Annotated in this window: 26 protein-coding genes and 1 pseudogene; 13 read left to right on the top strand and 14 right to left on the bottom strand. The window is 70.8% G+C overall.

Features of this window, described 5'->3' with window-relative positions:
- The 6 genes from AX721_RS09720 to AX721_RS09695 all read right to left on the bottom strand — a co-directional run.
- Nucleotides 1-333, bottom strand: a 333-nt coding sequence (locus tag AX721_RS09720) for a response regulator (protein ID WP_156467100.1), incomplete at its 3' end; no start/stop codon positions are given.
- Nucleotides 334-412: 79 nt separating this feature from the next.
- Nucleotides 413-1,072, bottom strand: a complete 660-nt coding sequence (locus tag AX721_RS09715) for a response regulator transcription factor (protein ID WP_156696793.1) — start codon at nucleotides 1,070-1,072, stop codon at nucleotides 413-415.
- 301 nt (nucleotides 1,073-1,373) lie between these two features.
- On the bottom strand, nucleotides 1,374-2,609 hold the full coding sequence (locus AX721_RS09710; RefSeq protein ID WP_068875810.1) for an acyl-CoA dehydrogenase family protein: 1,236 nt from the start codon (nucleotides 2,607-2,609) through the stop codon (nucleotides 1,374-1,376).
- A gap of 108 nt (nucleotides 2,610-2,717) precedes the next feature.
- Nucleotides 2,718-3,194: a cytochrome P460 family protein gene (locus AX721_RS09705; RefSeq protein WP_068875809.1), complete on the bottom strand. Its 477-nt coding sequence runs from the start codon at nucleotides 3,192-3,194 to the stop codon at nucleotides 2,718-2,720.
- A gap of 71 nt (nucleotides 3,195-3,265) precedes the next feature.
- A complete protein-coding gene (locus AX721_RS09700; protein WP_068875808.1) occupies nucleotides 3,266-3,484 on the bottom strand; it encodes a hypothetical protein in 219 nt (72 codons plus the stop codon).
- Between the two features lie 44 nt (nucleotides 3,485-3,528).
- On the bottom strand, nucleotides 3,529-4,848 hold the full coding sequence (locus AX721_RS09695; protein ID WP_068875807.1) for an amino acid permease: 1,320 nt from the start codon (nucleotides 4,846-4,848) through the stop codon (nucleotides 3,529-3,531).
- Between the two features lie 122 nt (nucleotides 4,849-4,970).
- Here AX721_RS09695 and AX721_RS09690 point away from each other — a divergent pair, with 122 nt between their 5' ends.
- The 5 genes from AX721_RS09690 to AX721_RS09670 all read left to right on the top strand — a co-directional run bounded on the left by AX721_RS09690 (nucleotide 4,971) and on the right by AX721_RS09670 (nucleotide 8,667).
- Entirely contained in the window at nucleotides 4,971-5,345 is a 375-nt protein-coding gene (locus AX721_RS09690; RefSeq protein ID WP_068875806.1) for a BlaI/MecI/CopY family transcriptional regulator, read from the top strand.
- The gene (locus AX721_RS09685; RefSeq protein ID WP_068875805.1) at nucleotides 5,338-6,159 is read left to right on the top strand and encodes a M56 family metallopeptidase; all 822 of its coding nucleotides are present in this window, start codon (nucleotides 5,338-5,340) and stop codon (nucleotides 6,157-6,159) included. The genes AX721_RS09690 and AX721_RS09685 overlap by 8 nt, the downstream gene beginning before the upstream one ends.
- A gap of 117 nt (nucleotides 6,160-6,276) precedes the next feature.
- Nucleotides 6,277-6,651: a BlaI/MecI/CopY family transcriptional regulator gene (locus tag AX721_RS09680; protein ID WP_068875804.1), complete on the top strand. Its 375-nt coding sequence runs from the start codon at nucleotides 6,277-6,279 to the stop codon at nucleotides 6,649-6,651.
- Nucleotides 6,641-7,561 carry a M56 family metallopeptidase gene (locus AX721_RS09675; RefSeq protein ID WP_068875803.1) on the top strand — a complete coding sequence of 307 codons (921 nt, stop codon included), beginning with the start codon at nucleotides 6,641-6,643 and terminating at the stop codon, nucleotides 7,559-7,561. The genes AX721_RS09680 and AX721_RS09675 overlap by 11 nt, the downstream gene beginning before the upstream one ends.
- 77 nt (nucleotides 7,562-7,638) lie before the next feature.
- A complete protein-coding gene (locus tag AX721_RS09670) occupies nucleotides 7,639-8,667 on the top strand; it encodes an amidohydrolase (protein WP_068875802.1) in 1,029 nt (342 codons plus the stop codon).
- Nucleotides 8,668-8,794: 127 nt separating this feature from the next.
- Here AX721_RS09670 and AX721_RS09665 read toward each other — a convergent pair whose 3' ends face one another.
- Nucleotides 8,795-9,370 (bottom strand): TIGR00730 family Rossman fold protein, encoded by a 576-nt coding sequence (locus AX721_RS09665; protein ID WP_068875801.1) that lies wholly within the window; start codon nucleotides 9,368-9,370, stop codon nucleotides 8,795-8,797.
- Between the two features lie 181 nt (nucleotides 9,371-9,551).
- On the opposite strand from AX721_RS09665, the pseudogene AX721_RS28285 reads away from it, so the two are divergent.
- From AX721_RS28285 to AX721_RS09655, 3 genes and pseudogenes are all read left to right on the top strand, one after another.
- Nucleotides 9,552-9,749: pseudogene (locus AX721_RS28285) on the top strand (cold-shock protein); the annotation flags it as partial.
- Between the two features lie 180 nt (nucleotides 9,750-9,929).
- Nucleotides 9,930-10,151 (top strand): cold-shock protein, encoded by a 222-nt coding sequence (locus AX721_RS28280; RefSeq protein WP_231733312.1) that lies wholly within the window; start codon nucleotides 9,930-9,932, stop codon nucleotides 10,149-10,151.
- A gap of 117 nt (nucleotides 10,152-10,268) precedes the next feature.
- Entirely contained in the window at nucleotides 10,269-10,817 is a 549-nt protein-coding gene (locus tag AX721_RS09655; protein WP_156467099.1) for a hypothetical protein, read from the top strand.
- Here AX721_RS09655 and AX721_RS09650 read toward each other — a convergent pair.
- Both AX721_RS09650 and AX721_RS09645 read right to left on the bottom strand, forming a co-directional pair.
- On the bottom strand, nucleotides 10,814-11,911 hold the full coding sequence (locus AX721_RS09650; protein ID WP_231733309.1) for a phosphatidylinositol-specific phospholipase C1-like protein: 1,098 nt from the start codon (nucleotides 11,909-11,911) through the stop codon (nucleotides 10,814-10,816). The genes AX721_RS09655 and AX721_RS09650 overlap by 4 nt on opposite strands.
- A gap of 35 nt (nucleotides 11,912-11,946) precedes the next feature.
- Nucleotides 11,947-12,447 carry an NUDIX hydrolase gene (locus AX721_RS09645; RefSeq protein ID WP_082765530.1) on the bottom strand — a complete coding sequence of 167 codons (501 nt, stop codon included), beginning with the start codon at nucleotides 12,445-12,447 and terminating at the stop codon, nucleotides 11,947-11,949.
- A gap of 71 nt (nucleotides 12,448-12,518) precedes the next feature.
- Here AX721_RS09645 and AX721_RS09640 point away from each other — a divergent pair, with 71 nt between their 5' ends.
- The 4 genes from AX721_RS09640 to AX721_RS09625 all read left to right on the top strand — a co-directional run bounded on the left by AX721_RS09640 (nucleotide 12,519) and on the right by AX721_RS09625 (nucleotide 17,188).
- Nucleotides 12,519-12,779, top strand: a complete 261-nt coding sequence (locus tag AX721_RS09640; RefSeq protein ID WP_068875797.1) for a hypothetical protein — start codon at nucleotides 12,519-12,521, stop codon at nucleotides 12,777-12,779.
- Nucleotides 12,780-12,853: 74 nt separating this feature from the next.
- Nucleotides 12,854-14,449: an EAL domain-containing protein gene (locus tag AX721_RS09635; RefSeq protein WP_068875796.1), complete on the top strand. Its 1,596-nt coding sequence runs from the start codon at nucleotides 12,854-12,856 to the stop codon at nucleotides 14,447-14,449.
- Between the two features lie 178 nt (nucleotides 14,450-14,627).
- Nucleotides 14,628-16,637, top strand: coding sequence for an elongation factor G (locus AX721_RS09630; RefSeq protein ID WP_068875795.1), 2,010 nt, complete (start codon nucleotides 14,628-14,630; stop codon nucleotides 16,635-16,637).
- Between the two features lie 146 nt (nucleotides 16,638-16,783).
- Entirely contained in the window at nucleotides 16,784-17,188 is a 405-nt protein-coding gene (locus AX721_RS09625; RefSeq protein ID WP_068875818.1) for a VOC family protein, read from the top strand.
- Here the strand turns inward: AX721_RS09625 and AX721_RS09620 are convergent.
- From AX721_RS09620 to AX721_RS09600, 5 genes are all read right to left on the bottom strand, one after another.
- Nucleotides 17,151-17,795: a glutathione S-transferase family protein gene (locus AX721_RS09620; RefSeq protein ID WP_068875794.1), complete on the bottom strand. Its 645-nt coding sequence runs from the start codon at nucleotides 17,793-17,795 to the stop codon at nucleotides 17,151-17,153. The genes AX721_RS09625 and AX721_RS09620 overlap by 38 nt on opposite strands.
- A gap of 97 nt (nucleotides 17,796-17,892) precedes the next feature.
- On the bottom strand, nucleotides 17,893-19,596 hold the full coding sequence (locus AX721_RS09615; RefSeq protein ID WP_068875793.1) for a tetratricopeptide repeat protein: 1,704 nt from the start codon (nucleotides 19,594-19,596) through the stop codon (nucleotides 17,893-17,895).
- 110 nt (nucleotides 19,597-19,706) lie between these two features.
- Nucleotides 19,707-21,533 carry a DUF885 family protein gene (locus tag AX721_RS09610; protein ID WP_156467098.1) on the bottom strand — a complete coding sequence of 609 codons (1,827 nt, stop codon included), beginning with the start codon at nucleotides 21,531-21,533 and terminating at the stop codon, nucleotides 19,707-19,709.
- Nucleotides 21,534-21,541: 8 nt separating this feature from the next.
- A complete protein-coding gene (locus AX721_RS09605) occupies nucleotides 21,542-23,344 on the bottom strand; it encodes a DUF885 family protein (protein WP_082765526.1) in 1,803 nt (600 codons plus the stop codon).
- Nucleotides 23,344-25,152, bottom strand: coding sequence for a DUF885 family protein (locus tag AX721_RS09600; RefSeq protein ID WP_082765527.1), 1,809 nt, complete (start codon nucleotides 25,150-25,152; stop codon nucleotides 23,344-23,346). The genes AX721_RS09605 and AX721_RS09600 overlap by 1 nt, the downstream gene beginning before the upstream one ends.
- Nucleotides 25,153-25,339: 187 nt before the next feature.
- Between AX721_RS09600 and AX721_RS09595 the strand changes: the two genes are divergently transcribed.
- Nucleotides 25,340-26,638, top strand: coding sequence for a M20/M25/M40 family metallo-hydrolase (locus AX721_RS09595; RefSeq protein ID WP_068875814.1), 1,299 nt, complete (start codon nucleotides 25,340-25,342; stop codon nucleotides 26,636-26,638).
- Nucleotide 26,639: the final 1 nt, after the last annotated feature.

The following is a 26,639-nucleotide window of genomic DNA, read 5'->3' as shown; positions in this document are numbered from 1 at the left end:
GCGGGCGACCAGCTCGTCCTTGTGGAACGGCTTGGTCATGTAATCGTCGGCGCCGAGGCTCAGCGCCTTCACCTTCGAGTCGATCTCGGCCGTGCCCGACAGGATCATGATCGGGGTCTCGTTCCGGCTCCGGCGCAGGGCGCGCAGCACGTCGAGGCCCGACATGTCCGGCAGGCTCAGGTCCAGCAGGATGAGGTCGTAGTCATAGACCCCCGACAGATCGATGCCGTCCTCGCCGGCGTCGGTCTTCTCGACGATGAAACCGCTGGCGTTCAGCATCATCTCGATGCTGCGGGCCATCATCCGGTCGTCTTCGATCAAAAGCACACGCACCCAAGTCCTCCTCGCCGCGGCGCCCGCGGCCCCTGTCTGATGTTGCTGGTCGGAGCGGAGGCGGTCGCCTCGCGCCGCGCTATCGGTCGGCCAGCCGCCCGGTCGAGCGCACGCCGCGGCGCTCCAGGACGGCCTCTGCGGCGGCGAGCAGCCGGGACATGGCGAAGGGCTTGGCCACCACCTCGTCCGCGCCCAGTTCGGTCGCCCATTGCAGGAAGGCGTCGGTCCGGCCGAACGCCCCGCCGCCCGAGATGGCGATCACCGCGGTGTCGGGCGCGACGGCCTTGGTCTCGATGATGGTGGCGATGCCCTCCCTCTCGGGCATCACGATGTCGGTCACCAGCAGGTCCGGCTTCAGGGCGCGGACCAGTTGCGCCGCCAGCCGGCCGTTGCGGGCGGGATAGGCGCGATAGCCGGCCCGGGCGAAGGCCGCGGTGATCAGCTTGAGCAGATCGGGATCGTCGTCGGCGATCAGGACGACGGGACCGGGGGCGCCGGCCGCCTCGGATTCCCCGTGCGGCGCCTGGGCGGCGAGGCCGGCCGCGAGCGTCGACGCCTTGCGGGCGGCGCGCAGGCCGACGCGCGCCAGTTCCCGAGGCTCACCTTGCCCGTCCAGCCCCTCCACCAACGACTCGCAGACGCCGGTCAGGACGGCCAGGAGGCTCCTGAGTTCGCGGGCCGCGTCAGGGGCCGGATATTCCGCCGGCGGGCGGCCATCGACGGGCTTGGGTGACAGCATGGACAGCACGGGACCTCGGGCGACGTGGCGCCCGAAGGACTCCGGCGGGGCGGAGCCGAACCTGCTCCTCCCGTCGCACCCCCCCGGGCTGATTCGTGAGGCAAGGCCCTATATGGTTAACCGCCGGCCAGTTTGATCCTGCGGGACAACTTCTTGAATTCTCGGGACAGAATATTGCACTGCGACATCATGTCGTCGGGCGTCTGCACGGCAGTCGCGGCGAGCTATAGATCCGTCGCCCGCCGCGAGGAGGCAGTCGAGGCCTAGACAAACGAAGTGACGTTCACGTCAACCTGCTTATCTATAGCAGATCACCACCACAGGCGCCTGCCGTAGTACCGGAAGCCTTGAAGGCTTTGATCACGTTGCGGCCGACCGTCCAGCGGTGGACCTCGTCGGGCCCGTCCACCAGCCTTTGCGAGCGGATGTGCGTGTACCAGGCCGCCAGCGGCGTATCGCGGCTGTAGCCCAGGGCGCCGTGCAGCTGGATCGCCGTGTCCACCACGTGGTGCACCATGTGCGCCAGATAGACCTTGGCGATGGAGTTCTCCTGCCGCATGTCCAGGCCGTGCTCGGCCTTGTAGGCGATGTGCAGCAGCATCAGCCGGGCGATGTAGAGCTGGCTCGCGCACTCGGCCATCATGAACTGGACGGCCTGGCGCTCGTCCAGCTTCTTGCCGAAGGTCTCGCGGTTGGTGATGTGCGCCGCGGCCAGGTCCAGCGCCCGCTGGGCCATGGCGATGTTGTGCATGCCGTGCCGCAGGCGGCCGTAGGCCAGGCGATGCTGGCCCATGTCGAAACCGCGCCCCTCCCCGCCCAGCAGGTTCTCGGCCGGCACCACCAGGTCCTTGATCTCGATCTCGGAGTGCCCGCCGCCCATGATGTGCGACAGCTCGCTCTCCGCGGCCATCGTCGGGATGTCGCGCTTGATGCGATAGCCGGGGTTGGGCAGCTCGACGATGAAGGTCGAGAACTGCTGGTGGCGCGGGGCGTCCGGATCGGTGCGGGCCATGACCACGGCCAGGTCCGCCGCGCTGGCGGCCGACGAGAACCACTTCTCGCCGTTCAGCACATAGTTCTCGTTGCCGTCCTTGACCGCGGTGGTCCGCATGCCGGTGGCGTCGGCGCCGGCGGCCTTCTCGGTCATCGAGTAGCAGACCCGCTTCTCGCCGTTCAGCAGCGGCTTGAGGTACTTCTCCTTCTGGAACTCGGTGCCGTGGGCCAGCAGGGTCAGGATGGTGGCGTCGTCCGGGCCCTGGCTGTTCATGCTGAGCGCGCCGAGGTGGCTCTGCCCCAGCTCCATCTGCACCAGAGCGTTGGCCAGCGGCCCGAGGCCCATGCCGCCGTACTCCTTGGGCACGAAGGGCAGCCACAGGCCCTGGGCGCGGGCCTTGGCGCGCAGTTCCGCCAGGACGGTCTTGTAGCTCTCCTTGTCCACCAGCCGCTTCTCGGCGGGAATGCATTCATCCTGCACCCACTGGCGCACGCGCTCGCGCACGGCCTTGGCGTCGGCGGGGATTTCGAAGTCGATGGCCACGGCGGCGTCTCCCAAACATTTGTTTGAGCCGACCTTGCGAGCCTCCCCGGGGGCAGGCAAGCGGAAAGCGCCCGCCTTTGACGTGGCGTCCGGGGCGTCGGCCGCCGTTCAGTCCTTGAGCGTGCTGAACACGTGGTCCCCGCCCGGCGCGGACGCCGCATGGCAGGCGCCGCAGGCCTTGGCCATGTTGCGTTCGATCTCCGCGGCGCGGTCGCGTCCCGGCCAGACGAACTCCGTGTACCCCCAGCCGCCGGTGGCGGCGTAGCGGCGGCTGTCGCGGACCATGACGTCGATGAACTTGCGCTCGCCCTGGCCCTCGGCGTCCGAACCGGCCTTCGCGGCGGTCCACTGGTCGTAGACGATGGTCGCCCCGTCCGGCCATCTTCCGGTCCGGTAGCCTTCCACGGCCGCCGGATTGGCGTAGATCGCGTGCAGGCCCTCGTACTTCGGCGCAGCCGGGTGGCCCGGACCGACCACGCCGCTCGACACGTGGGTCCAGGCGCGGAAGTCCTCCGGATAGGCGATCGGGGCGTCGCCGGCGGCGGCGAGGCCGACGGCGCAGGTGGCGACGAGCAGACGGCGCATGCGCACTCCCAGCGGACGACTGGAAGGTCTGGCCTTCGCGCCCCGCCGTCGCGCCTGAACGGATGACGGCGTCAGGCGTGCAGCGCCGCCTCGGTGGCTTCCATCTCGTCGCGGATCCAGTCGTGGCCGCTGGTCACCATCACGCCCTCCAGGGCGCTGATGTGGCCGCGCAGGCGGTCGCGGATGTCCTTCGGCACGTCGTCGCGGGTGGCGATCCAGCGGGAGATCTGATGCACCGCGAATGCGGTGTGCAGCGCCAGACGATCACGGTCTTCGTCGGAGAGCTTCATCTGCGGGCTCCGTTGATATGCTGAAGCATAACACGCCAGGGGCGTTAGGGATCACCCCGCCGCAAGCGAAGATACAGGAGCGCCGCCAGCGGCAGGGGCGCCAGGGACAGCGCCAGCTCGATCGGCCTGGCGCCCGAGATCAGCAGGACGGAGAAGGCGACCGCGGCGGCCGCATTGGCCAGGGCCGCGGCGCGGCGGCCAGGCGTGAACCGCACGGCGAGCCTGGCCAGCGACACGGCGGCCAGGACGTAGGTGTAGATCGACAGCAGCGACACCGCGTTGATGATCGTCGAGAACTGCTCAGCGAGGTTCGGGCTGGCGGTGGCCAGGGCGAAGGCGGTCGTCAGTCCGCCCGCCGTCAGCAGGTTGGCCGCCGACGCCCGCTCGCCCGGCCGGGTCCGGAACACGCGCGGGAACACCCCCTGGTCGGCCGCGCCGCGCGAGGTCTCGGCCACCACCAGCGTCCAGCCCGTCACGCAGCCGCCGGTCCGCAGGAAGGTGCAGGCCGCGATCGCCGCGCCAAGCGCCGCGCCCAGGGCCGCGCGCGCCGCATCCCCGAACGGCGCATCCGACCTCGCCAGGACGTCGGCGGGCAGGATGCCCATGATCGCGGAGGTCGCGGCGATATACAGCGCCGCGGCGCCCAGGACGCCCAGGATCGTGGCGCGCGGCACGTTGCGGGTGGGATCGCGCACGACCCCGGCCGCTGCGGCGGCGCACTCCATGCCGAGGAAGGCCCAGAAGGCGTTGAGCGCCGAGGCCCCGACCGCCTTGCTCACGGACAGGCCCGATGGATTCCACGAGGCGAGGAAGACGTCCGACCGGAAGAAGACCCAGCCCACCGTGGCGGCCAGGATCACCGGCAGCAGCCCGACGCCCAGGGTGAAGCCTTCGGTGCGGGCGACCGCCCGCGGGCCCAGCCAGCAGAGGCCGACGGCGACCCAGAGGATGGCGACGGTCGTGGCCAGGCGCGCCGCCGGCCCGGCCAGCGTCGGGACCAGGAAGCCGGCGGCCCCGGCGGCGGCCAGGGCGATGGCCACGGTCCCGGCCCAGCAGGAGGTCCAGAACAGCACCGCCGTCTGGGTCGCGAAGAACCGCCCGAGCCCCGCCTGGACATATCCCGGCAGGCCCTCGGCGCCGGCGACCTCGGCCGACAACCAGACGAACACGCCCGCGATCGCCAGGGCCGCCAGGGTCGCGACGATCCAGCCCAGGATCGAGATGGAGCCGATGGCGCCCATGGTGGCCGGCAGCAGGTAGACGCCCGAGCCGATCATCGAGCCGGCGACCAGGGCCGCCGCGCCCGGCACGCCGATCTTGGCGTCCTCGGGACGCGCCGCCTGGCCTGCCGTCGCGTCCGCCATCGCGTTCCCCCGGGACTCGGGCGCGACTATGGAACCCGCCGGAGGACGCGCCTAGCCTTTGCGACAGCGGCTTGACACTTCGGGTGGGGCGGATAGCGTCCGGCCTAAGCTACGGGTGTAAGATGTCGAAGATCTCGGGCGCCGAAAGCCACATCATGGAAGCCCTCTGGACCCGGGGGCCGCTGACCGCCGAGGAGATCGTGCAGACGGTCGGGCCGGCCCACGACTGGGGCGAGGCGACGGTGAAGACCCTGATCAACCGCCTCCTGAAGAAGAAGGCGCTGAAGTCCGAGCGCGCCGGCGGCCGGGCCCTCTATCATCCGCTCGTCACCCGCGAGGAGTACGTCACCGGCGAGAGCCAGGGCCTGCTGGACCGCCTGTTCGGCGGCCAGATCGCCCCGCTGGTCGCCCACTACGCCCGCCACCGCGCCCTGTCGGCGGAGGAAGTGGCGCGCCTGAAGACCCTGATCGCCAAGCTCGAGGCGGACGATGAGTGATCCGCTGCACGTCGTCCTGGGCGGCTACCCGGCGGCGACGCTGGCCGCGGCGTTCCTGAAGGCGAACCTGGTCGCCGCGCTGGCGATCGGGGTGGTGGCTGTCGCGCGCATCGCGGCGCGCCGGGCGTTCGGGCCGGCCGCGGCCTATCACCTGTGGGGCGCGCCCCTCGCCGCGGCCCTGCTGACCCTGCTGATCGAGATCGTCCGGCCGCATGGCGACCCCTGGGTGTTCGGGATCAGCGGCGCGGTCCTGGCCGCCTTCGCGACCCTCTGGGCGCTGGGCGCGGTCGCCATGGCCGCCGTGTTCGCCGTGGCGCAGGCGCGGTTCCAGGGCGAGGTGCGGACCGGCCGCGCAGGTCCGGCGGTGATCGGCTTCATCTCCCCGCTGATCGTGATGCCGGCCAACGACGGCCGCTACACGGCCGAGGAGCGCGAGCTGATCCGCGCCCACGAACGCGAGCATGTGGCCCGCAAGGACCCCCGCGCCGCGGTGCTGGCGGCCGTGTTCCAGAGCCTCTGCTGGTTCAACCCGCTGGTCCACCTGGCCGCCCGCCTCATCCGCCTGGACCAGGAACTCGCCTGCGACGCGGCGGTGGTCCGCGGCCGACCGGCGGCGCGGGCGCTCTACGCGCGCACCCTGCTGAAGACCCAGCTCGCCGCCACGCCCCTGCCCTTCGGCTGCCGCTGGTCGCCGCGCGGAACCCACCCGCTGGAAGTGCGGATCGAGCAGCTCAAGCGCCGCGGCGACCGGCGTCGGGTCCGCAGCGAAGGCGACGGCGTCGTCGCCGCCCCGGTGCACGCCATCCGACCCTGAAGGGCCTGCCGACCTTCGCCATAAATCCGCCCTCGCCGCCGCGCTCGCTACGCTGGCCGAAGCCGGTTGACAGCCGGATTTACGTGCGTAATCTCGCGAGAGGGCTACGAGTGTAAGATGTCGAAGATTTCCGGCGCCGAAAGCCAAGTGATGGAAGCCCTCTGGGCCCGTGGACCGCTGACCGCCGAGGAGATCTTCCAGGCCGTGGGCCCGGCCCAGGATTGGGGCGAGGCGACGGTGAAGACGCTGATCAACCGGCTCCTGAAGAAGAAGGCGCTGAAGTCCGAGCGCACGGGCGGGCGGGCGCTCTACAGGCCTATCGTCACCCGCGAGGATTACGTCACCGGCGAGAGCCAGGGCCTGCTGGACCGGCTGTTCGGCGGCCAGCTGGCGCCGCTCGTCGCCCACTACGCCCGTCACCGCGACCTCTCCGCCGCCGAGGTCGCGCGCCTGAAGACCCTCATCGCGGAGCTGGAAGCCGATGACGAGTGAGGTCCTGGCCGCCCTGCTGCGGGCGAACCTGGTTCTGGCCCTCGGCGTGCTGGCGGTGCTCGCCCTGCGGCTGCCGGTCCGGCGCGCCTTCGGACCGGAGGTGGCCTACGGGCTCTGGGCGGCGCCGCCCCTGGCGGCCCTCGCCTCGCTGATGCCGGCCCGGGTCGAGGACGGGGCGCCCGAAGTTCACGCCCTGGCCGCCGCCGTGGCCAACTGGTCGGCGCCCGCCCTCGCGGCCTGGGGGCTTGGGGCCCTGCTGGTCCTGGCGGGCATGGCCCGGGCGCAGGCGCGCTTCATGGACGAGGTGCGGCGTGGCCGGGGCGGCCCCTCGGTGGTCGGCGTGATCGCGCCGCGCCTGGTGATGCCGGCGGACGACGGGACGTACACCGCCGAGGAGCGCGCCCTGATCCGCGCCCACGAGCGCGAGCACGTCGCCCGCTGCGACCCCAGGGCCAGCGCGGCGAGCGCGGCCTTGCAGGCGCTCTGCTGGTTCAACCCCCTGGTCCATCTCGCCGCCCACGTGATGCGGCTGGACCAGGAGTTGGCCTGCGATGCGGCCGTCCTGCGCCGGCGGCCCGAAGACCGCGCCCTCTACGCCCGGACCCTCCTGAAGACCCAGCTGGCCGCCCAGCCCCTGCCCTTCGGCTGCTACTGGCCCGCCGCCGGCCTGCACCCGCTGGAGGTGCGCGTCGGCCAGCTGCGCGTCACCCGCCGGCACGATGCCCTGATCGGCGCGGCCCTGGTGGGCCTCGCGGTGCTGAGCGCGGTGATCGCCGCCTGGCGCCTGCAGCCGCCCGCGCCCCGCCCGGGCGAACTGGTCGAGCTGTGGGAACGCCACCAGCGCCAGCCGGTCACCTCGGTGATCCTGGTCAGCCTCCCGCCGAAGCCTGCTGAAACACCGGATCCGTAAGGCTGCCCGTTCCCGGGTTGAGGACGGGCGCCCGCGCCTCTAGCGTGGCCGCCAATCACAAAGCGGGAGCGAACGTCATGCCGGAAGCCATCCTCGAACCCGAGCTGCCGATCGTCGATCCGCACCACCACCTGTGGAACCGGCCGGCCACCCCGCCCGATCCGAACGCGCACCCGTTCATGACCGCGATCCAGCCGGCGGCGCGCTATCTGCTGGACGAACTGGTCGCCGACACCACCAGCGGCCACAATGTGATCGCCACGGTCTTCGTGGAGTGCGGCGCCTTCTACAAGGCCGACGGCCCCGTGGAACTGCGGCCCATCGGCGAGACCGAGTTCGTCAACGGCGTGGCGGCGATGAGCGCCAGCGGCCTCTACGGCGATTTCCGCGCCTGCGCCGGGATCGTGGGCCGCGCCGACCTGCTGCTGGGCGATGCGGTGGCGCCGGTGCTGGAGACCCACATCAAGTCGGGCGGCGGCCGTTTCCGCGGGATCCGCAACAGCGCCTCGTTCGACGCCGACAAGGACGTGCTGGGCCCGCTGAACCGGGTCGAGGCCGGCCTCTACCGCGACGCCACGTTCCGCGAGGGTTTCAAGCGGCTGGCTCCGCTGGGCCTGTCGTTCGACGCCTGGCTGCTGGAGCCGCAGCTTCCCGACGTGATCGACCTCGCCCGCGCCTTCCCGGACACCACCATCGTGCTGGACCACGTCGGCACCCCGCTGGGCCGGGCCAGCTACACAGGCAAGCTGCCCGAGCGCTTCCCTGGCTGGAAGGCGAACATCCACGAGCTGGCCAAGTCGCCGAACGTGGTCGTGAAGCTGGGAGGCCTGGCCATGGCCTTCTGCAACTTCCCCTCGTTCCTGGCCGAGCCGCGGGCGCCTTCGGAACAGCTGGCGCGGGAGTGGGGCCCCTATATCGAGACCTGCGTCGAGGCCTTCGGGCCAGACCGCTGCATGTTCGAGAGCAACTTCCCGGTGGACATGGGCAGCTGCAGCTATGCCACGCTGTGGAACGCTTTCAAGCACATCGCCAAGGGCGCCTCGGCGGCCGAGAAGACGGCTCTCTTCTCCGGCACGGCCAAGAAGGTCTACCGGCTGGAGCTCTGAATTGGCGCGTGAGCGCCGATAGATTCACCGCCAAGACGCCAAGTTCGCCAAGGGGTTCAGCCACGTTGGCTTCCTGGCGTTCTTTGCGTCTTGGCGGTTCCAATGGCGCCTGCGGCGCGCTCCGCGCCTACGGGTTGTTCGTGCTCCACTTCGGCGGCGGGGCGACGTAGGCGCGGAAGGCGTCCAGCACCTGCGGGGTCGTCTCCGCATAGACCAGCATGTCGACATAGGCCTGGCCGATGAAGCCGTTGTCGGCCATCTGCTGGATCGTCTGGCGCATCAGGTCGTAGTAGCCCGCGACGTTCACGAACCCGCACGGCTTGGCGTGGATGCCGAGCAGCGCCCAGGTCCATTGTTCGAAGATTTCCTCGAACGTTCCGGGCCCGCCGGGCAGGCAGAGGAAGCCGTCGGCCAGCTCCGACATGGCCAATTTGCGCTCATGCATCGACCGCACGACGTGCAGTTCGGTGAGGCCCTTGTGGGCGATTTCCTGGTTGACCAGGTCCTCGGGCATGACCCCCACGACCCGGCCGCCCGCGGCCAGGGCGGCGTCGGCCACCGCGCCCATCAGGCCGACTTTTCCTCCGCCATATACGAGGGTTAGCCCGGCCTTCGCGATCTCGGTCCCGCTCCGGATGGCCTCGTCCAGGAACCGCGGATCGGTTCCGGCGGACGAGCCGCAATAGACGCAGATGCTCTTCAAGAGGGGCCTCGGCAGCGCTGTGGCGAAGGGGTCGCTGCCTTAGTCCGAATACCGGCGTGTGTCACGACGGCTGGCCTTGGGGAAAATCCGCCGCTACAACTTGTAGCACGGCTCATCAGGGCGATTAGCCGGGCGCCGCTTCATGGGCGGCGTAGGACTTATCTCTGTAGGTTGCGACGATATGGCGAGCGGCACGGTAAAGTGGTTCAACACGGCGAAGGGTTTCGGTTTCGTCCAACCCGACGACGGCGGTTCGGACGTCTTCATTCACATCTCGGCCCTGAATCAGGCCGGGCTCGACAGCCTCGATGAAGGCGACAAGGTCGAGTACGAACTCGAGCAGGACCGCCGGTCCGGCAAGCTGGCGGCGACCCAGATCGTCGTGACGGAAAAGGGCGCGCCCCAACCCCGTCGTTCGGGCGGCGGCGGCTTCGGCGGTGGTGACCGCGGCGGCTACGGCGACCGTGGCGGCTACGGCGGCGGCGGTGGCGGCTACGGCGGCGGTCGTGACCGTGGTTTCGGCGGCGGCGGCGGCGGCGGCGATCGTCCGCGCGGCGTCGTGTCGGGCTCGGGCACCGGCGAGGTGAAGTGGTTCAACCCCACCAAGGGCTTCGGCTTCATCAAGCCGGAAGGCGGCGGCCAGGACATCTTCGTCCACATCTCCGCGGTCGAGCAGGCGGGCCTGTCCGGCCTGAACGAGGGCCAGCGGGTCAATTTCGACCTCGAACAGGACCGTCGCAGCGGCAAGACCTCCGCGACCAACCTGAAGGTCAGCGGCTAAGACACTCCGGCGGGCCCATCCTCGCGATGGGCCCCCATTCCGGGCCGCGCTGAACCTGCGGGCCCGCAACGCGTTGCAAACGCTCACGTCGAGGAAGTCCTCGTGGAGCGTTGCGAAATGCGTGATCTATTGAGCCTCGCCATCTGTAGCGCGGTCGCCCTCCCGGGCGCCGCGCGTGCGCAGGACGTTCCCCACCTCACCATCGTTCCATCCGCCAGCCCGGCCGCTACGGCGCCGGCTCTCGCGCCCCTGCCCACCGTCGCGCCGACGACGGATGCGCCGCCCCCGACCGCCGCCGCTCCGCCGCCCCGGCCGGTGCAGGAGGCCGTCGCCCCCACTCCGCCTACCGAGCCCACCAAGGTCGCGCCCGTGATCGTCGCCAAGGAGGACAAGGACGGCCTGGGCGACAAGCTCGGAACGCTGGCCGGTGGCGTGGCCGGCGGCGCGGCCGGGGCGGCTGTCGCCGGGCCGGTGGGCAAGTTCGCCGGCGGCTTCCTCGGCAAGAAGCTGGCGAAGGGCCTGTTCGGCGACGACGAGGACAAGGTCCCCGAGATCACCGTGGTCGAGGTCCCGCCCTCCGCCGAGACCGCCGCCAAGGCCGCCGTGGCCGAGCCGGCGGCGGCGCCGCCGTTGACCGAGACCGCCTCGGCCGCAGCGCCCTCCTAAGGCTGGACCGGCGAGCGCCGCGCCACGCCGCCGCCCGGCAGCTTCGCCACATAGGGGCCGAGGCGCAGGTCGGGGGTCATGTAGTCGGTCGAGACGTACTGCGCCCCCGAGGCGAAGGCGGCGGCCTGGCGGGCCGTGTCGTTCGCCCGCGCCTCGCGGGTGTCCGCGTCCGCGCGGGTGCGGACCAGGATCCCCGCCTTCACCGCCGCCGCGATCCGGGCCGACTGCGCCAGGGGCTCGTTCAGGGTGATGTAGCCGGCGGCCGGCGAGGTCTCGTCGGTGTTCACGAAGGCGACGCGGCCCTCCAGGACCTTGCGGTCGCCCCGGTAGCGGGCGACCTGCTCCGGCGGGCAGTCGAGGGCGAACATCACCCGGCCCCGCGCCGTCTTCAGCGTGGGCCAGCCGCCCGCCGCGACCGCCTCGCGCAGGGTGGCGCGCCGATCCTGCACCTGGTCCGGCGTGATCAGCGACGCATCCGGAAACACCGCGCGGATCTCGGCGTCGATCCGGTCCATCGCCTCAGCGTCGAAGGGCGGCGCCACCGTCGCGCCGGGCAGGGACAGGCCGCCCTCCTTGAGGTTCAGCAGGATCAGGAGCGGCACATGGTCGGGATGGGCCCTGGACCACGCCCGGATCTCCTCGAGGCACTGCCTGAACAGGGGGCAGACCGACCGATAGTCCACCGACGCCTCGTGCAGCACCTTCAGGCCCGGCTGCTTCAGCGGCGCGAAGTCGTAGGGGACCGCAGCCTTGCCGGCCATCCGGAAGCCCAGCGGGGCGGCATAGAGCCCCGGCGCCGGATCGTAGGCCAGGTCGATCTCGAGCTGCCGGGCCCCGGCGTCGAGCTGAACGGCCAGCGGCGGGTGGCTATAGTCGATGCCGTCGGCCTCCCGGGGGTTCGCGGCGCGGATCGTGGCGAGCTCGTTCGGCGCGATGGCCATCTTGTAGCTGTTGTGGGTGCCGATGGCCTGAAGGGCGTTCATCGGCAGGGCGTCGACGGCCGCCTGGGTGCAGCCGGGCGCGCCGGAAGGCTTCTCCAGGTCGCAGGCGGCGGAAACGGCGGCGGCGGCGAGCAGGGCGGCGATCATGGCCATGTCCTAGCCTCCAAAGCGCGACGGGCCGATGACGCTCAGGTCCACGGGATGACCTCCGGCTCGGCGGGAAACCGGCCGGCGATGATCGGCGGCAGGCGGTGCGGAAGGCCCGGCGGGAAGATCCTTTCCGGCGTCAGGTGCAGATCGCCCACGGTCCACCAACGGATGTCGTCGATGAGCGCGCGTTCCATGGCGTTCCAGCCGTCGCGGACGGGATCGCCCCCGTCGCAGCGCGCCACGATGTAGCACTCCTTCAGCAGCGTCGGCTCGGGCAGGCGCATGACGCCCTCGCGCACCCAGACCACCGGCCCCAGGACGAAGTCGACGATCCCCGTCTCCTCGCGGATCTCACGGGCCGCGGCCTCGACGAAGGTCTCGCCAGGCTCCACCCCGCCGCCGACGGTGAACCAGGCGCCGGGCCGGTCCGGCGCGCTGGGCAGGCGGCCCTTCATCAAAAGGATCCGGTCCTGGGCGTCGAACAGAAGGACGCGCGCGGTCGGACGTTCCGGTTGTGTGCGACTCAACTTTTCCGTCATGCTCATGGCGCCGCTGTCGAAGACTTAAGCACTTCCCCCAATCGTCGGCGGACTTGAAACGGAACCATCGCATGTCGGACGATGACTCCACCAGCAAGCGGGATCTGATCGCCCGCGTCGCCACGCTGGAGCTGCTTGTAGCGGACCTGATCGACGCCCTGTGGCGGGTCGATCCGCGGGGCATGGACCGCCTGGCCGAGGAGGCCAGCCGCGACGTGGACGTGCAGCAGGCCCGCCCGGCCCTTCCGGTCGGACCCCAGGAGCGCGAAAGGCTCTATTCGGTGCTCGAGACCCGGCGGCGGATGCTGCGCCGGAACAAGGCCGACGCCTGAGGGCCCGAAAAGCCCAGCGCATACGCGATCTTAAGGCGCGGGAACCTAGCCTTTGGCAGGGAGATGATTCAGCCTTGCCATCTGCACATCGGTTTCTGGGTTTCGGCTTCGCCGCCGCCGACCTCCTGCTGGAGGTCCGCGCGGACGGCAAGGTGAGTTTCGCCTTGGGCGCCGGCGAGGCGGTGCTGGGGGTCCAGGACCGCGCGCTCGGGGGGCGTCCGTGGCAGAGCCTGTTCGATCCCGAGGATCATCCGATGGTCGAGGCCCTGTTCACAGGCCTTGGAGACGGCACCCGGGCCGGGCCGGTGGTGCTGAAGGTCGCCGGCAAGGCCGCCGGGCACGCCAGCCTCACGGCCATCCGCCTTCCCCAGAACGACGGGGCGATCTCGTGCGCCCTCTCCCGCGCGAGCGGCCGCGGCGCCTCGGGCCTGCAGAGCCGCGAAACCTTCGAGGCGCGCGCCGCCGAACTGATGTCGGGCGCCTCCCAGGAGCTGGAACTCGCCTTCGTGGAACTGGGCGGCCTGTCCCGTTCGGCCGCCGCCACCGACGACCCGGCCAGGTTCCAGTCGCTCGTGGCCGGAGCCCTTCGCGCCCAGGCCTATCGCGGCGAAGCGGCCACCGAGGTCGGCCCGGACCGCTACGCCCTGGTGCGGGGCCGCGACGAGCCCACGGACGTCGTCGCCCAGCGCATCGCCCGCGTGCTGGCGGACGCCGGGGTGAGCAAGGTGCAGGCCACCGCCGCCGCCGTTCCCATGACCGGCGTGGAGACCCGCAAGTCGACGGTCCAGGCGCTGCGCTACGCCCTGAACCTCGTGCTCAAGGACGGCCTCGCCCACGCCCTGCCCGGCGACCTGTCCCAGGCGCTGGACGAGGCGATGCGCACCGCGCTCAGCAACGCCGGCGCCCTGGGTGCGGCGATCAGGCACCGCCGGTTCACCCTGGCCTACCAGCCGGTCGTCTCGCTGGAGAGCGGCGAGCTGCACCACCACGAGGTGCTGGTGCGGTTCGGATCGAACGGCAGCCCCTTCCCGACCATCCGCATGGCCGAAGAGATGGACCTGATCGAGCCGCTCGACATGGCCATCCTGGAAGAGACGCTGCAGGCGCTGCAGCGCGACCCGGCGCTGGTCCTGGCCGTCAACGTCTCAGGCCGCAGTCTGATGCGCGACAGCTATGTCGACGGCGCGCTCGGGCTGCTGAAGAGCCGGCCATGGGCCAGCGGCCGGCTGATGTTCGAGCTCACCGAGAGCGCCGCCGTGGAGGATCTCGCCGCCGCGGACCGGCGCCTGCAGGCCCTGCGCGCGGCCGGATGCGAGGTGTGCCTGGACGACTTCGGCGCCGGCGCCGCCTCCCTGGCCTATCTCCAGCAGCTCACCCTGGACCTGGTGAAGATCGATGGGCGCTACATCCGCGACCTGGCCCATGGGGGCCGCGAAGCCACCTTCGTGAAGCACCTCGTCAACATGTGCGCCGAGCTCAAGGTCCGCACCCTGGCCGAAATGGTCGAGACGCCGGAGGCCGAGGACGCCGTCCGCCGGGCGGGGGTCCACTATGCCCAGGGCTGGCTCTACGGCCGCGCCCGCGAGGCGCCGGCCAACGACGTTTCCATCGGCGCCCGGGGACGCGCCCGTGCGGGCGCCCTGGCGATCCGCTCGGCCCTGGATCGCTAGGCGGCCCTCACGACTTCTTGAGGCGCGGCCCGCGAAACTCCGGGCGTAGGGTCTTCCCGTAAGGGCGGCGTCGGCTGGCCTGTACCGGTCCGCGACCGCTCCTAACCGCGCGCAAGGGCGCCACGACCTCCCGCAAGGCGGGCGCCCTCGGCGCCTTCGGTGATGGGAGAACGCGACCATGGCAATCCGAGACACGGGGTCGGTTCGGGCGCTTGCGCTCGTCGGCCCCACGAGCGCCGGCAAGACCGCCCTGATGGAGGCCCTGCTGGAAGCCGCCACCGGCCAGGCCGTCCGCCCCGGCGAGGTGGGCGACTCGAGCCCCGAGGCCAAGGCCCGCGGCCATTCCGTCGAACTGAACCTCGCCGGCTTCGACTTCATGGGCGACCGCTACGTGGTCGTCGATTGCCCCGGATCCCTGGAATTCTGCTGCGAGATCGACAAGGCCCTGCCGGCCGTCGACCTCGCCATCGTGGTCGCCGAGCCCGACCCGGCCAAGGCGATCCTGCTGCAGCCCACCCTGCGCGAGCTTGAGCGGCTGGGCATCCCCCACGCCCTCTTCATCAATAAGATGGACCAGGCCCACGGGACGCTGAACGAGCTGCTGGAAGCCCTGGCGCCCGTCTCGTCCGCCCCGCTGGTGGCCCGCCAGATCCCCACCTGGAACGGCGACAAGGTCAGCGGCTACATCGACCTGGCCCTGGAGCGCTGCTTCGTCTACCGGCCCGGCAAGCCCAGCGAGCTCGCCGAAATCCCCGCCGACCTGCGCCAGGAGGAGGCGGACGCCCGCTTCCACATGCTGGAACAGATCGCCGACTTCGACGACGAGCTGCTGGAGCAGTTGCTGACCGACGTCCAGCCCAGCCGCGACGCCGTCTTCACCGATCTGGTGCGGGAGATGAACGACGGGCTGATCGTCCCGGTCTTCTTCGGCTCGGCCCAGAACGGCTTCGGCATCCGCCGGCTGCTGAAGGCCCTCCGCCACGAGACCCCGCCGGTCGGCAAGGCGGCTGAGCGGCTCGGGATCACCGGGGGCGCCTATGTCCTGAAGGCGGCCTATGCCGGACAGTCCGGCAAGCTGGCCTATGCGCGCGTGTTCGGCGGCAAGCTGGCCGACGGCGCCGAGTTCGTCATGGCGGATGGCTCCAAGAGCCGCGCCGGCGGCCTCTCCCAGGTCCAGGGCTCGGCCCTGAAGAAGATCGCCGAGGCGCCGCTGGGCGACATCTGCGCCATCGGCAAGGTGGAGCAGGCCGCCGCCGGCCAAATCCTGTCCACCACCGGCCAGCCCCAGGTCCCCAAGGCCGAGGCCCGGCCGCGGCGGCCCCTCTTCTCGGTCGCCCTCATGGCCAAGAACCGCAACGACGACGTCCGGCTCTCGGGCTCCCTGGGCAAGCTGGTCGAGGAGGATCCGGGCCTGTCCCTCACCCACGATCCCGAACAGCGCCAGATCCTGCTGTCCGGCCAGGGCGAAGGTCACGTGCGTCTCGCGCTCGAGCGGCTCAAGCGCCGCTATGGCGTCGAGATCGACACCCTGCAGCCCAAGACCCCCTATCGCGAGACCATCGCCCGGGCGGCCACCCAGCGGGCGCGACACAAGAAGCAGTCGGGCGGCCACGGCCAGTTCGCCGACGTGACCATCGAGGTGAAGCCCCTGCCCCGCGGTTCCGGCTTCGTCTTCCAGTCGAAGGTCGTCGGCGGCGCCGTGCCCCGGCAGTGGATTCCGGCGGTGGAGACGGGCGTGCGCGACGGCCTGGCCAAGGGCCCCCTGGGCTTCCCGGTCACCGACCTGGAAGTCACCCTCACCGACGGCATGACCCACAGCGTGGACTCCTCGGAAATGGCCTTCCGCACGGCCGGACGGCTCGCCATCGAGGAGGCCCTGAAGACCGTGGGCTCGATCCTGCTGGAGCCGATCGAGAAGCTGACGGTCTATTCGCCCTCGCCCAGCGCCAGCCACGTCACCTCGGCCCTGACCGCCCGGCGCGGCCAGATCCTGGGCCTCGGCCCCCGCGAGGATTGGCGCGGCTGGGAGCGGATCGAGGCCTACCTGCCGCAGAGCGAGCGCCAGGACCTGATCGCCGAGCTGCGGGGCCTGACCCAGGGCCTGGGCGCCTTCGAAGCCGACTTCGACCACATGAGCGAACTGCACGGCCGCCTGGCCGAGGAGGCCGCGCAGGGGGCCAGGGCTTAGGGGCGCGGAAATTGCTCCCCGTCGGGGGAGCTGTCAGCGAAGCTGACGGACGGGGCTTCCGCTCAAGACGATCGTTTTGCGCCGGAGCCCCCTCCACCACTTCGTGGCGCCCCTCCCCCAGCGGGGAAGGAATGCTACTGAAGCTCATGCCTGCCAGACTCGCCCTCACCGCCCTCCTCGTCCGCGACTATGACGAGGCCATCGACTTCTACGTCCGCAAGGCCGGGTTCGAGCTGGTCGAGGACACCGACATGGGCGGCGGCAAGCGCTGGGTGGTCGTCCGGCCGCGCGGCTCGCAGGGCGCACTGCTGCTGGCGAAGGCCGTGGGGGACCAGGCGCGCGCCGTGGGCGACCAGGCCGGCGGGCGCGTCTTCCTGTTCCTGGAGACCGACGACTTCGCCGGCGACCACGCCCGCATGAGCGCGGCCGGCGTCAGGTTCCTCGAGGAACCCCGCCACGAGCCGTACGGGACCGTGGCGGTGTTCGAGGATCTCTACGGCACGAAGTTCGACCTTATTCAGCGGGCTCCGGCTGCTGTTGCTGAGCCATGAGGGCGTTGTCGATCTCGTCGGCCCGCAGCGCGGCCGGCCGCTTGCCGTGGAGTTCGACATAGGCCTCGAACGCCGGGCGCTTCTCGATGGTGCCGAAGCTCATACCCCAGGCCAGGTGCGAGCAGATATAGAGGTCCGCCGCGGTGAAGCTGTCGCCGGCGAGATACTGGCGGCCCTTCAGCGCGCCTTCCAGCGCGTCCAGCACGTCGGTCATGCAGCCGAAGCCGACCATCGCCCGCTGGTCGGCCGGCACGTCGACCTTGAGCGCCCCGAACGCCACGGCCTGCTCGATCGGCCCGGCGCCGAAGAACAGCCAGCGATAGTACGGCCCGCGCAGCTTGCTGCCCGGCGGCGGGGCCAGGCCCGCCTGTGGGAAGGCGTCGGCCAGGTAGGCGCAGATCGCCGCGCACTCGGTGACCACCACCCCGTCGTGGACGATGGTCGGGACCTTGCCCATGGGGTTGATCGCCAGGTACTCGGGCGACTTGGCCGCCCCGCCCGCCCAGTCGAGGACCTTGGTCTCGTAGGGCTGGCCGACCTCCTCCAGCATCCAGCGGATGATCCGGCCGCGCGACATGGGGTTGGTGTAGAAGACGATGTCAGACATCGGGGGGCTCCCTTGGGTTCGGAGCCATTCAACACCCGTCCTGCTGACAGGGCCATGTCAGCAGGATGGCGCCACCTGTTGCAGCCTTACGCCTCGATCAGAGCCGCGACGTCGCGATCGGGGTGTCCGAGCGCCGCCAGGCCTCGCCGAACTCGGCCATCGCCTTCTGCGCATCGGCGGACTTGCCCTGCGCCTCCAGCGCCTTGGCCAGGCCCATCAGCGCCCAGCCGTCGCGGCGATAGTGGTGGAGGCTCTCGCGGTAGACCGCCTCGGCCTCCGCCGGCTGGCCCGCCTCGATCAGCGCCGCGCCCAAGAGGTGCGCCACCGGCCGGTGCCAGTAGGCGGGCTCGGTGTAGGGCAGCGCCCGCTCCAGCGTCTGGGCCTTGCGGAAGTGCGCGATGGCGCCCGCCAGATCGCCCGACTTTCGCGCGATCTCGCCGTCCACGCTGGCCAGGGCCACCGCGATCATCCCGGCCGCCGGAACCCCAAAGGCGTCGTAGCGGTCGAACTTGGCGGTCTGCAGCGGCGCCAGCGCCTTGCGGTCCGCCCGCGCGGCGGCCAGGTCGCCGGTGTTCGCGTGGGCGAAGGCCCGGGCATACAGCCACATGGCGGTGTCCAGCGTGAGCATCTTGTCCGGCGCCGGCTCGGCCAGGATCTCGCGGTACTTGCCGAACCGCAGCTGGGTGACCGTCGGGGTGAAGTTGTAGAGCTCGGCCACCGAGAGCTGCTTGGCGAGGTTCGGCGCGTCCACCGCCTTCACCAGCCGGCGCGAGGCGTCGATGGCGGCCTGGTAGCGCCCCTCCATCTCGGCCGAGGTCCAGAGGAAGTGGATGTTGTGGCCGTAGTAGCCGGCCGGATAGAAGCCCTGCGCCTTGCAGGCGATGATGTAGTCCTCGTCCACCTTGGCCGCGGCCTCGTTGGCCGCCGCGGCGTCGGCGTAGCGGCCGACCCGGTAGTAGATGTGGCTGGGCATGTGCACCACGTGCCCGGCGCCCGGCATCAGCTTCAGCAGCCGGTCCGCCGCCGCCTCCGCGCGCTCCGGCGTGGTCGAGGCCTCCACGGCGTGGATGTAGAGGTGCAGCGCACCGGGATGGTCCGGCGCCGTGGCCATCACCTTCTCGAGGGTGGCGACGATCTGGGCGCCGTGACCCTTGGGCGTCTTGCCGTCGGCTTCCCAGTAATCCCAGGGCTGGGTGTCCATCATCGCCTCGGCCCAGAAGGTCTGGGCGTCGATGTCGTCGGGATACCTGGCCGCCAGGTCGCCCATGGCGGCGGCGAAGGCGGCGTTCAGGGCCGCCCGGTCGGCGCCCTTCTTCTCGGCGTAGCGGGTGGCGAGCGCAGCGATCCAGGCCTGTTCGCGCTCGCTGACCTTGGGCGCGGCCGCCTGCGCGTTCTTCAGCGCCATCCAGGCCGCCGGGATCGCGTCGTCCGGCATCGGCAGGTTGATGTTCGAGCCCAGGGCGAAGCTGACGCCCCACCAGCACATGGCGCAGTTGGGATCCAGCCGCGCCGCCTCGCGGAACGAGCGGATCGCCTCGGCGTGGTTGAAGCCGAACACCAGGTTGACGCCCTGGTCGAAGAACTTCTGCGCCTCGGGCGTGGCCGTCACCTTCATGGTGTGGGCGCCCAGGCCCTGGAACACCGGCGCGCCCGGCTTGTCGGCCTGGCCGGCGTAGATCGACGGCATGGGCGGCAGGCCCATGCTCATGCCGGTCATCCTCGACATGTCGTGCTGCTGGGCGGCGGCCCCGCCGGCCCACAGGCCCGCGGCGGCGGCGAGCAAGGCGACGCGGATCTTCATGGCTGTCCCTCCCAAACCTTCGAGGCCGGGAGGTTGGCGCCAATCCGCGCCCATGACGACTGTACCGACGGTCGGTTTTTCGTGAACGGCCGAAAAGACCCTCCCCGACCTCAGGCCTGGGAGGCGACCCAGGCCTGCACGTGCCGCTCCAGAACCGTCAGCGGCATGGCGCCGGAGAGCAGCACCGCGTCGTGATAGGCCTTGAGGTCGAACTTGCTGCCCAGCTTCGCCTTGGCGTCCTCGCGGACCTTGGCCCAGACGGTGTGGCCGACCTTGTAGCTGTTGGCCTGGCCGGGCGAGGAGAAGTAGCGCTCGACCTCGCGCTGGGCCCGGCTCTCTGTGTTGCCGATGGTGTCGACCATGTACTGGGTCGCCTTGGCCCGGCCCCAGCGCTTGTAGTGGATTCCGGTATCGGTCACGAGGCGCGCGGCCCGGAACAGCAGCGACTGCAGGTAGCCCGCCTGGCCCAGCGGATCGCCCTCATAGGCCCCCATCTCGTCGGCCAGTTGCTCGGAGTACAGCGCCCAGCCTTCCGAGAAGGCCGAGAACCCGAAGCCCGCCCGCCGCAGCATGGGGATCCGGTCGCTCTCCTGCGCCAGGGCGATCTGCAGGTGGTGGCCGGGCACCGTTTCGTGGACCGCCAGGGTCTTGAGGTTATAGCGCGGCCAGTCGCTGGTCTCCTTGAGGTTGATGTAGAAGGCCGCCGGCCGCGAGCCGTCCAGCGCCGCGCTCTGGTAGTAGCCGTTGGCCGCTCCGTCCTGGATGAACGCCGGCACCCGCCGCACCTCCACCTTGGCCTTGGGCAGGCTGTTGAACGCGCGCGGCAGGAGGCCGTAGAGGTCGGCCACGTCCTTGTTGAGGTCGGCCAGCATCTGCTCGCGGCCGGCGTCGGTGGCCGGATAGACCTGCCGCGGGTCCTCGTTCAGCTTCATCAGCCGCTGGGCGATCGTGCCCTGCGTCAGGCCCTGGGCCTTCAGGATCGCGTCCAGGCGCGCCCCGATCTCGGCCACCTGGGTCAGGCCCAGCTGATGGACCTCTTCCGGCGAATAGTTGGTGGTCGTGGAGGCCTTCACCGCGTCGGCGTAGTATGCGTCCCCGCCCGGCAGGGCCCAGACGCCGGTGTCCGGCTTGGCCTTGGCGCGAACCTTCTCCATCGCCGCGATCTGCCGGTCGAGGGCCGGATAGACCTCGGTCTCGACGATCTTCTGCGCACGGGCCGCCCAGTCGCCGTCCAGCTTCGCCGCCGCGGCCTTCCGGGCGATGGAGGTGGTCAGGATCACCTTGTCCGCCGGCTGGCCCCGCAACGCCCGCATCTGGCCCAGCGCCAGGTCGCAGACGAAGTCCGGCGGCACGACGCCGGCGGCGACGTCCGTGGCCTGCCGCGCCACGTCGTTGTCCATGGCCTTGGCGAAGGCCGACAGGCGCGAGAGGTAGGCCTGGGCGTCGTCCGCATTGGCGATGCGGTGCTGGCTGTCCAGGAAGTCGGGCACGTTGGCATAGGCGCCGCCCCGCTGGCTGATGACGTAGGGGCTGAAGTTGCCGCCCACGTCACCGAACCGGTACTTGTCGCCGTTCCGGACCGCCTGCTCGTTCGCATAGAGCACCACGTCCAGGTCCACCTTGGACCCGGCCGACAGCTTCTCGCGGTCGATGGCCTTGAGCTCGCCTACCCAGCGGCGGGCCCGCTCCAGGCGCTTCTGCTTGCCGGCGGCGGAATTGTCGTCGAGCTGGCTCTTCAGCGCCGCTCGGGCGCCCTTGTCCAGGCCCAGCGAGGTGGCGAACCGCGGGCTGTCGTCCACCGTCTGCTCGAACATCCTGTCGAGCTGGGCGCGCAGCTTCGCATCCTCGGCCGCGCCTTGCGCGAACGCCGGCGCGGCGGTGGCGAGGGCGGCCCCGGCGGTGGTGACGAGGAAGCGGCGGCGGTCGATCTGGGTCATCGGGTCTCTCAAGCCTTCTGCGCCGCGATCCAGCGGTCGACCACGCCCTCGACCACGGTCAGGGGCATGGCGCCGCCGAGCAGCACGGCGTCGTGGTACTTGCGGATGTCGAAGCGGGGTCCGAGCTCAGCCTGCGCCTTGGACCGCAGGCGCAGCCAGGTGAGCTTGCCCACCATGTAGGCGCAGGCCTGGCCCGGGCGGATGCAGTAGCGTTCGATCTCGGTGGTGGCGGACGACGCAGGGCTGCCGTCGATCGAGCTCATGGTCTCGATCGCCTTCTCGCGGCTCCAGCGCATGGAATGCAGGCCGGTGTCGACCACCAGGCGCGCGGCGCGGAACAGCGAGGCCTGGATCTGCCCCAGCTCGCCCAGCGGATCGTCCTTGTACTCGCCCATCTCCAGGGCGACCTGCTCGGAGTAGAGCGCCCAGCCCTCGGCGAAGGCCGGGAAGCCGGCCATCTTGCGCAGCATCGGCAGGTCCGCCTCCTGCTGCAGCGAGCGCTGCAGGTGATGGCCCGGGACCGCCTCGTGATAGGTCAGGGTCTTCAGCGTCCAGGACGGGTTCTCGGCGCTGTCCCGCAGGTTGATCCAGTAGATGCCCGGCCGCGAGCCATCCAGGGCGGGGCGGTTGTAGTAGCCGCCGGGCGCGCCGGCCTCGATGAACTTGGGCACCCGCCGGATCTCGACATTGGCCTTCGGCACGGTCCCGAACATGGACGGCAGGCGCGGCCGGATCTCCGCCACGATGGCGTTGAGGTCCGCGATCAGCTTGTCCTTGGCCTCGTCCGTGTTGGCATAGTGGTAGCGCGTGTCCTTGAAGAGCGCGGCGATCCGCTCGCCCACCGTCCCCTTGGTCATCCCCTGCCCGCGCAGGATCGCCTCGGCCCGCGCGCCCAGTTCCTTGGCCGTCTCGAGGCCCATCTCGTGGACCTCCTTCGGCGTGAGCGTGGTGGTGGTGAAGTTGCGCAGGGCGTCGCGGTAATAGGCCTCGCCGTCGGGCAGCTTCCAGACCCCGGCGTCGCGGTTCGCCCTGGGCTGCAGCGATTGCAGCAGGGCGATCTGGCGATCCAGGGCGGGATAGACGTCCGACGCGACGATCTTCTCCGCCTGCGCCGCCCAGTCGCCCGCGACACCCTTCGCCGCAGCGCGGCTGGTGAGCTGGGTCGTCAGCGGCGAGGCGGCGGGCGCCGAGCTGCGCAGGCCCTGCATCTGCTGCAGCGCCCGCTCCAGGATGAAGGCCGGCGGGATCACGCCCAGGCCCACGTCGTGGCGCACCCGCGCCACCTCCTCGTCCATCACCGTCCCGAAGGCGGAGAGGCGGGCGAGGTAGGCGTCGCAGTCCGCCTTGGTCTCGATGGCGTGCTGCGAGCCCAGGAAGTCCGGGATGTCCTGGTAGGCGCCGGTGAGCTGCGACAGGACGTAGGGCTGGCCCGCCCCCTCCATGCCGTAGGCGTAGCGCTTGCCGGCCGCCGCATCGCCCTCCAGCGTGAACAGCACGGCGTCGTAGTTCGGCTGCTCCGACGGGCTCAGCTTGGCGCGATCGATGGTCTTGAGCTCGGCCAGGTGGCGGACCGTGCGGGCCTTGGACTGGGCCAGGTTCTCCAGCGAGGCGCTGTCCAGCTTCGACTTGGCCGCCGCGCGGGGGCCCTTGTCCAGGCCCAGCCGGGTCACCGCCTCGGGCGAGTCGGCCAGGTTGTCTTCGAAGAACCGGTCGAAGACGGCCCGGAGCTTGGCGTCCTCCGGGGTCGCGGCGTACGCGGCGGGGGCCAGCGCCGCCGCGGCTGCGGTCGCGAGGAATGTGCGGCGGTCCATCAGGCCTTGGCTCCGGCGATGTAGAGGTCGACGACGTTCTCCAGGGCCGTGAGCGGCATGGAGCCCGACAGCAGGACCGCGTCGTGGAACTTGCGCGGGTCGTACTTGGCCCCCAGCGCTTTCTTCGCCTTCTCGCGCAGGCGCAGGATGGTCACCTTGCCGACCATGTAGCTGCAGGCCTGGCCCGGCCACACCGAGTAGCGCTCGATCTCCTGGGCGGCCAGCGGCTCGGGGTCGCCCTCGATGGCGCGCATCTCGGCGATGGCCTTCTCGCGGCTCCAGCGCAGGTCGTGCAGGCCGCTGTCGGTGACCAGCCGGGCCGAGCGCAGCAGGGCGTCGTGGATGTAGCCCAGCTCGTTCAGCGGCTCGCCCTTGTAGAGGCCCATCTCCTGGACGACCTGCTCGGAGTACAGCGCCCAGCCCTCGGCATAGGCGCCGAAGCCCATCACGCGCCGGATCATCGGCAGGTCGGCCTCGCGCTGCAGCGTGATCTGCATGTGATGGCCGGGATTGCCCTCGTGATAGGTCGTGGTGGGCAGGAACCAGTACGGGCTCTCGGCCGTGTCGCGCAGGTTCAGCCAGTAGACGCCGGGGCGCGAGCCATCGAGGCTGGCCGCCTCGTAGTGCGTGGACGCGCCGCCCTCCGTGGCCGGCGGGATGCGGCGGATCTCCAGCGGCGCCTTGGGCAGGGTTCCGAACTGTTCGGGCAGCCGCTTCTGGATGCCGGCCACCACCTGGTTCAGGTCGGCGATGATCTTGGCCTTGCCCTCGTCGGTGTTGGGATAGACGCCCTTCTTGCTCTCGTAGAGCGCGATGTAGCGCTCGCCCACCGTGCCCTTGGTGAAGCCCAGTTCCTTGAACAGCACGTCCGCCCGCGCCGAGAGCTCGGCGGTGACCTCGCGGCCCAGCTTGTGGACCTCGGCCGGGGTGATCCGGCTGGTCGTCTGGGCGTAGAGGACCTGGGCGTAGTAGGCCTCCCCGTCGGGCAGGCGCCAGCAGCCGGCGTCGTGCACAGCCTTGGGCTTCAGGCTCTCCAGCAGCGCCATCTGCCGGTCCAGGGCCGGGATCACCTTGCCGTCGTAGACCGCCGTCGCCTGGCCCATCCAGTCGCCGGCCACGCCCTTGGCCTTGGCCTTGGTCGCCAGGGAGGTGACCAGGGTCGACTTGTCGGCCGGCGCGCGCAGCACCGCCATGCCCTTGAGGGCGCCGGCGATGGCGAAGTCGGGCGGGATCACGCCCAGCCCCACGTCGTGCCGCACGCGCTCCACCTCGGCGTCCATCATCGCGGCGAAGGCTTCGAGGCGGGCCAGGTAGGCCTGCGCGTCCTCCCGGGTCTCGACGGAGTGCTGGCTGTCCAGGAAGTCCGGCACCTCCTGCCAGGCCCCGCAGATCTGGGCCAGGACATAGGGGCTGCCGGAGCCGGCGGCGCCGTACTTGAACCGGCGGTTGCCGTCCTCGGTGGTCTGCAGCTCGAACAGCAGGGTGTCGTAGTTCACCGCCGCCATGCCCGAGAGCTTGCTGCGGTCGATGGCCTTCAGCCGGCGGAGCTGGTCGGTGTTGCGCGCCTTGCGCTTTTCGACGCCGGCCAGGGAGGCGTCGTGCAGCTGGGCCTTGGCCGCGGCGCGCTCGCCCTTGTCGAGGCCGAGCGAGGTCACCAGCTCGGGCTGCTCGTCGAGAGTCTCCTTGAACACCTCGTCCAGGAACCGGGCCAGCTGGGCTTCGGCCCCGCCGGCCTGAGCGGTGGCCCTCGTCGCCGCCAGTGTGGCGAGAGCCCCAGCGGCGATCATCAGCTGCCGACGGTTCTGCACGAACGCGCCTCCCAGTTACAGGTTATGTGACGCGAAGGCTTAGAGGCCGCGGCAGGCGACCGGCAAGCGAGGCGCACGGATCGCCGCATTAATTCCCGGTAATGCGGAACATCCTGCCCTTCCGGCCTAGCGAAGGGTGGTCGGATCGGTTGATATGACCCCGCTCGCAAGCAAGGATTCCATCACGATGTTACGCGTCTCGCGGCTTGGGCTGGCCGCCGTCCTTTCGCTCACCCTGGCCGCCGGCGCGACCGCCGCGCCGCGATCCTCGTCCGCCGAGCGGACCGTCCAGGAGATCCGCGACAGCGCCGGCTTCCAGGCCGCCATGAAAACCCTGGACCGCGAGCACGACCGCATCGTCGAGGACACCATCACTCTCACCGAGATCCCCGCGCCGCCGTTCAAGGAGCAGAAGCGGGCCGAGGCCTACATGGCCATGCTGAGGGCCCACGGCCTGACCGACGTGGAGATGGACGCCGAGGGCAACGTGATGGGCCTGCGCCGCGGGACCGGCCCCGCCGGCGGCCCGCTGGTGGTGATCGCCGCGCACCTCGACACCGTCTTCCCCGAGGAGACCAACGTGAAGGTCCGCCGCGAGGGGACCAAGCTGTTCGCCCCGGGCGTCGGCGACGACACCCATTCCCTGGCGGTGCTGCTGGGCTATGTCCGCGCGCTGGACGCCGGCAAGGTCAGGACGAAGAAGGACATCCTGTTCGTCGGCAACGTGGGCGAAGAGGGGCCGGGCGACCTGCGCGGCGTCCGCTACATCTTCACCAAGGGCAAGTACAAGGACCGCATCGCCGCCTTCTTCTCGATGGACGGAACCTCGGCCGAGCGGGTCACCTTCGGCGCCGTCGGCTCCAAGCGCTATCGCGTCACCTTCAAGGGCCCCGGCGGCCACAGCTACGGCGCCTACGGCCTCGTCAACCCGATGGCGGCCATGGGGACGACCGTGGTCGAGATGAACAAGATCGTCACGCCCGCCCAGCCCAAGACCACCTACGCCACCAGCGTGGTCGGCGGCGGCACTAGCGTGAACTCGATCCCCGACGCCATCTGGCTCGAAGTCGACATGCGCTCGGAGAGCAAGGAGGAGCTCGCCAAGATCGACGCGAAGTTCCTGCAGATCGTGGACGCCGCCGTGAAGGCCGAGAACGCCGCCCGCTCCACCCGCGCCGGCCAGATCTCGGCCGACATCAAGCAGATCGGCGAGCGGCCCACCGGCGCCACCCGGGAAGACGCCGAGATCGTGCGCGTGACCGCCGCCGCCGTGCGCGCCGCCGGCTACACCCCGGTGCTGGGCGCCAGCTCCACCGACTCCAACATCCCCATCAGCCTCGGCATCCCGGCCGTGACCATCGGCTCGGGCGGGGTCGGCGGTCGCGCCCACGCGGTCGACGAGTGGATCGACGTGGCCAAGCCGGAGAGCCTGAAGGGCATGTCCGTGGGCCTCGCCGCCCTGCTGGCGATGGCCGGCGGCGACTAGG

It is taken from the genome of Phenylobacterium sp. CCH9-H3, from assembly GCF_001557235.1.
Classification (GTDB): domain Bacteria; phylum Pseudomonadota; class Alphaproteobacteria; order Caulobacterales; family Caulobacteraceae; genus Phenylobacterium.
The sequence above is the reverse complement of the archived record's forward strand: the minus strand, read 5'-3'. Positions and strand labels throughout refer to the sequence as shown.

Excerpts from the sequence above, each read along its gene's own strand:
- AX721_RS09630 (WP_068875795.1), top strand. The coding sequence starts at position 14,628 with ATGGCAATCCGAGACACGGGGTCGGTTCGGGCGCTTGCGCTCGTCGGC.
- AX721_RS09675 (WP_068875803.1), top strand. The coding sequence starts at position 6,641 with ATGACGAGTGAGGTCCTGGCCGCCCTGCTGCGGGCGAACCTGGTTCTG.
- AX721_RS09685 (WP_068875805.1), top strand. The coding sequence starts at position 5,338 with ATGAGTGATCCGCTGCACGTCGTCCTGGGCGGCTACCCGGCGGCGACG.
- AX721_RS09700 (WP_068875808.1), bottom strand. The coding sequence starts at position 3,484 with ATGAAGCTCTCCGACGAAGACCGTGATCGTCTGGCGCTGCACACCGCA.
- AX721_RS09655 (WP_156467099.1), top strand. The coding sequence starts at position 10,269 with ATGCGTGATCTATTGAGCCTCGCCATCTGTAGCGCGGTCGCCCTCCCG.
- AX721_RS09705 (WP_068875809.1), bottom strand. The coding sequence starts at position 3,194 with ATGCGCCGTCTGCTCGTCGCCACCTGCGCCGTCGGCCTCGCCGCCGCC.
- AX721_RS09615 (WP_068875793.1), bottom strand. The coding sequence starts at position 19,596 with ATGAAGATCCGCGTCGCCTTGCTCGCCGCCGCCGCGGGCCTGTGGGCC.
- AX721_RS09620 (WP_068875794.1), bottom strand. The coding sequence starts at position 17,795 with ATGTCTGACATCGTCTTCTACACCAACCCCATGTCGCGCGGCCGGATC.
- AX721_RS09690 (WP_068875806.1), top strand. The coding sequence starts at position 4,971 with ATGTCGAAGATCTCGGGCGCCGAAAGCCACATCATGGAAGCCCTCTGG.
- AX721_RS09670 (WP_068875802.1), top strand. The coding sequence starts at position 7,639 with ATGCCGGAAGCCATCCTCGAACCCGAGCTGCCGATCGTCGATCCGCAC.
- AX721_RS09695 (WP_068875807.1), bottom strand. The coding sequence starts at position 4,848 with ATGGCGGACGCGACGGCAGGCCAGGCGGCGCGTCCCGAGGACGCCAAG.
- AX721_RS09645 (WP_082765530.1), bottom strand. The coding sequence starts at position 12,447 with ATGACGGAAAAGTTGAGTCGCACACAACCGGAACGTCCGACCGCGCGC.
- AX721_RS09610 (WP_156467098.1), bottom strand. The coding sequence starts at position 21,533 with ATGACCCAGATCGACCGCCGCCGCTTCCTCGTCACCACCGCCGGGGCC.
- AX721_RS09715 (WP_156696793.1), bottom strand. The coding sequence starts at position 1,072 with ATGCTGTCACCCAAGCCCGTCGATGGCCGCCCGCCGGCGGAATATCCG.
- AX721_RS09640 (WP_068875797.1), top strand. The coding sequence starts at position 12,519 with ATGTCGGACGATGACTCCACCAGCAAGCGGGATCTGATCGCCCGCGTC.
- AX721_RS09605 (WP_082765526.1), bottom strand. The coding sequence starts at position 23,344 with ATGGACCGCCGCACATTCCTCGCGACCGCAGCCGCGGCGGCGCTGGCC.
- AX721_RS09680 (WP_068875804.1), top strand. The coding sequence starts at position 6,277 with ATGTCGAAGATTTCCGGCGCCGAAAGCCAAGTGATGGAAGCCCTCTGG.
- AX721_RS09625 (WP_068875818.1), top strand. The coding sequence starts at position 16,784 with ATGCCTGCCAGACTCGCCCTCACCGCCCTCCTCGTCCGCGACTATGAC.
- AX721_RS09595 (WP_068875814.1), top strand. The coding sequence starts at position 25,340 with ATGTTACGCGTCTCGCGGCTTGGGCTGGCCGCCGTCCTTTCGCTCACC.
- AX721_RS09650 (WP_231733309.1), bottom strand. The coding sequence starts at position 11,911 with ATGGCCATGATCGCCGCCCTGCTCGCCGCCGCCGCCGTTTCCGCCGCC.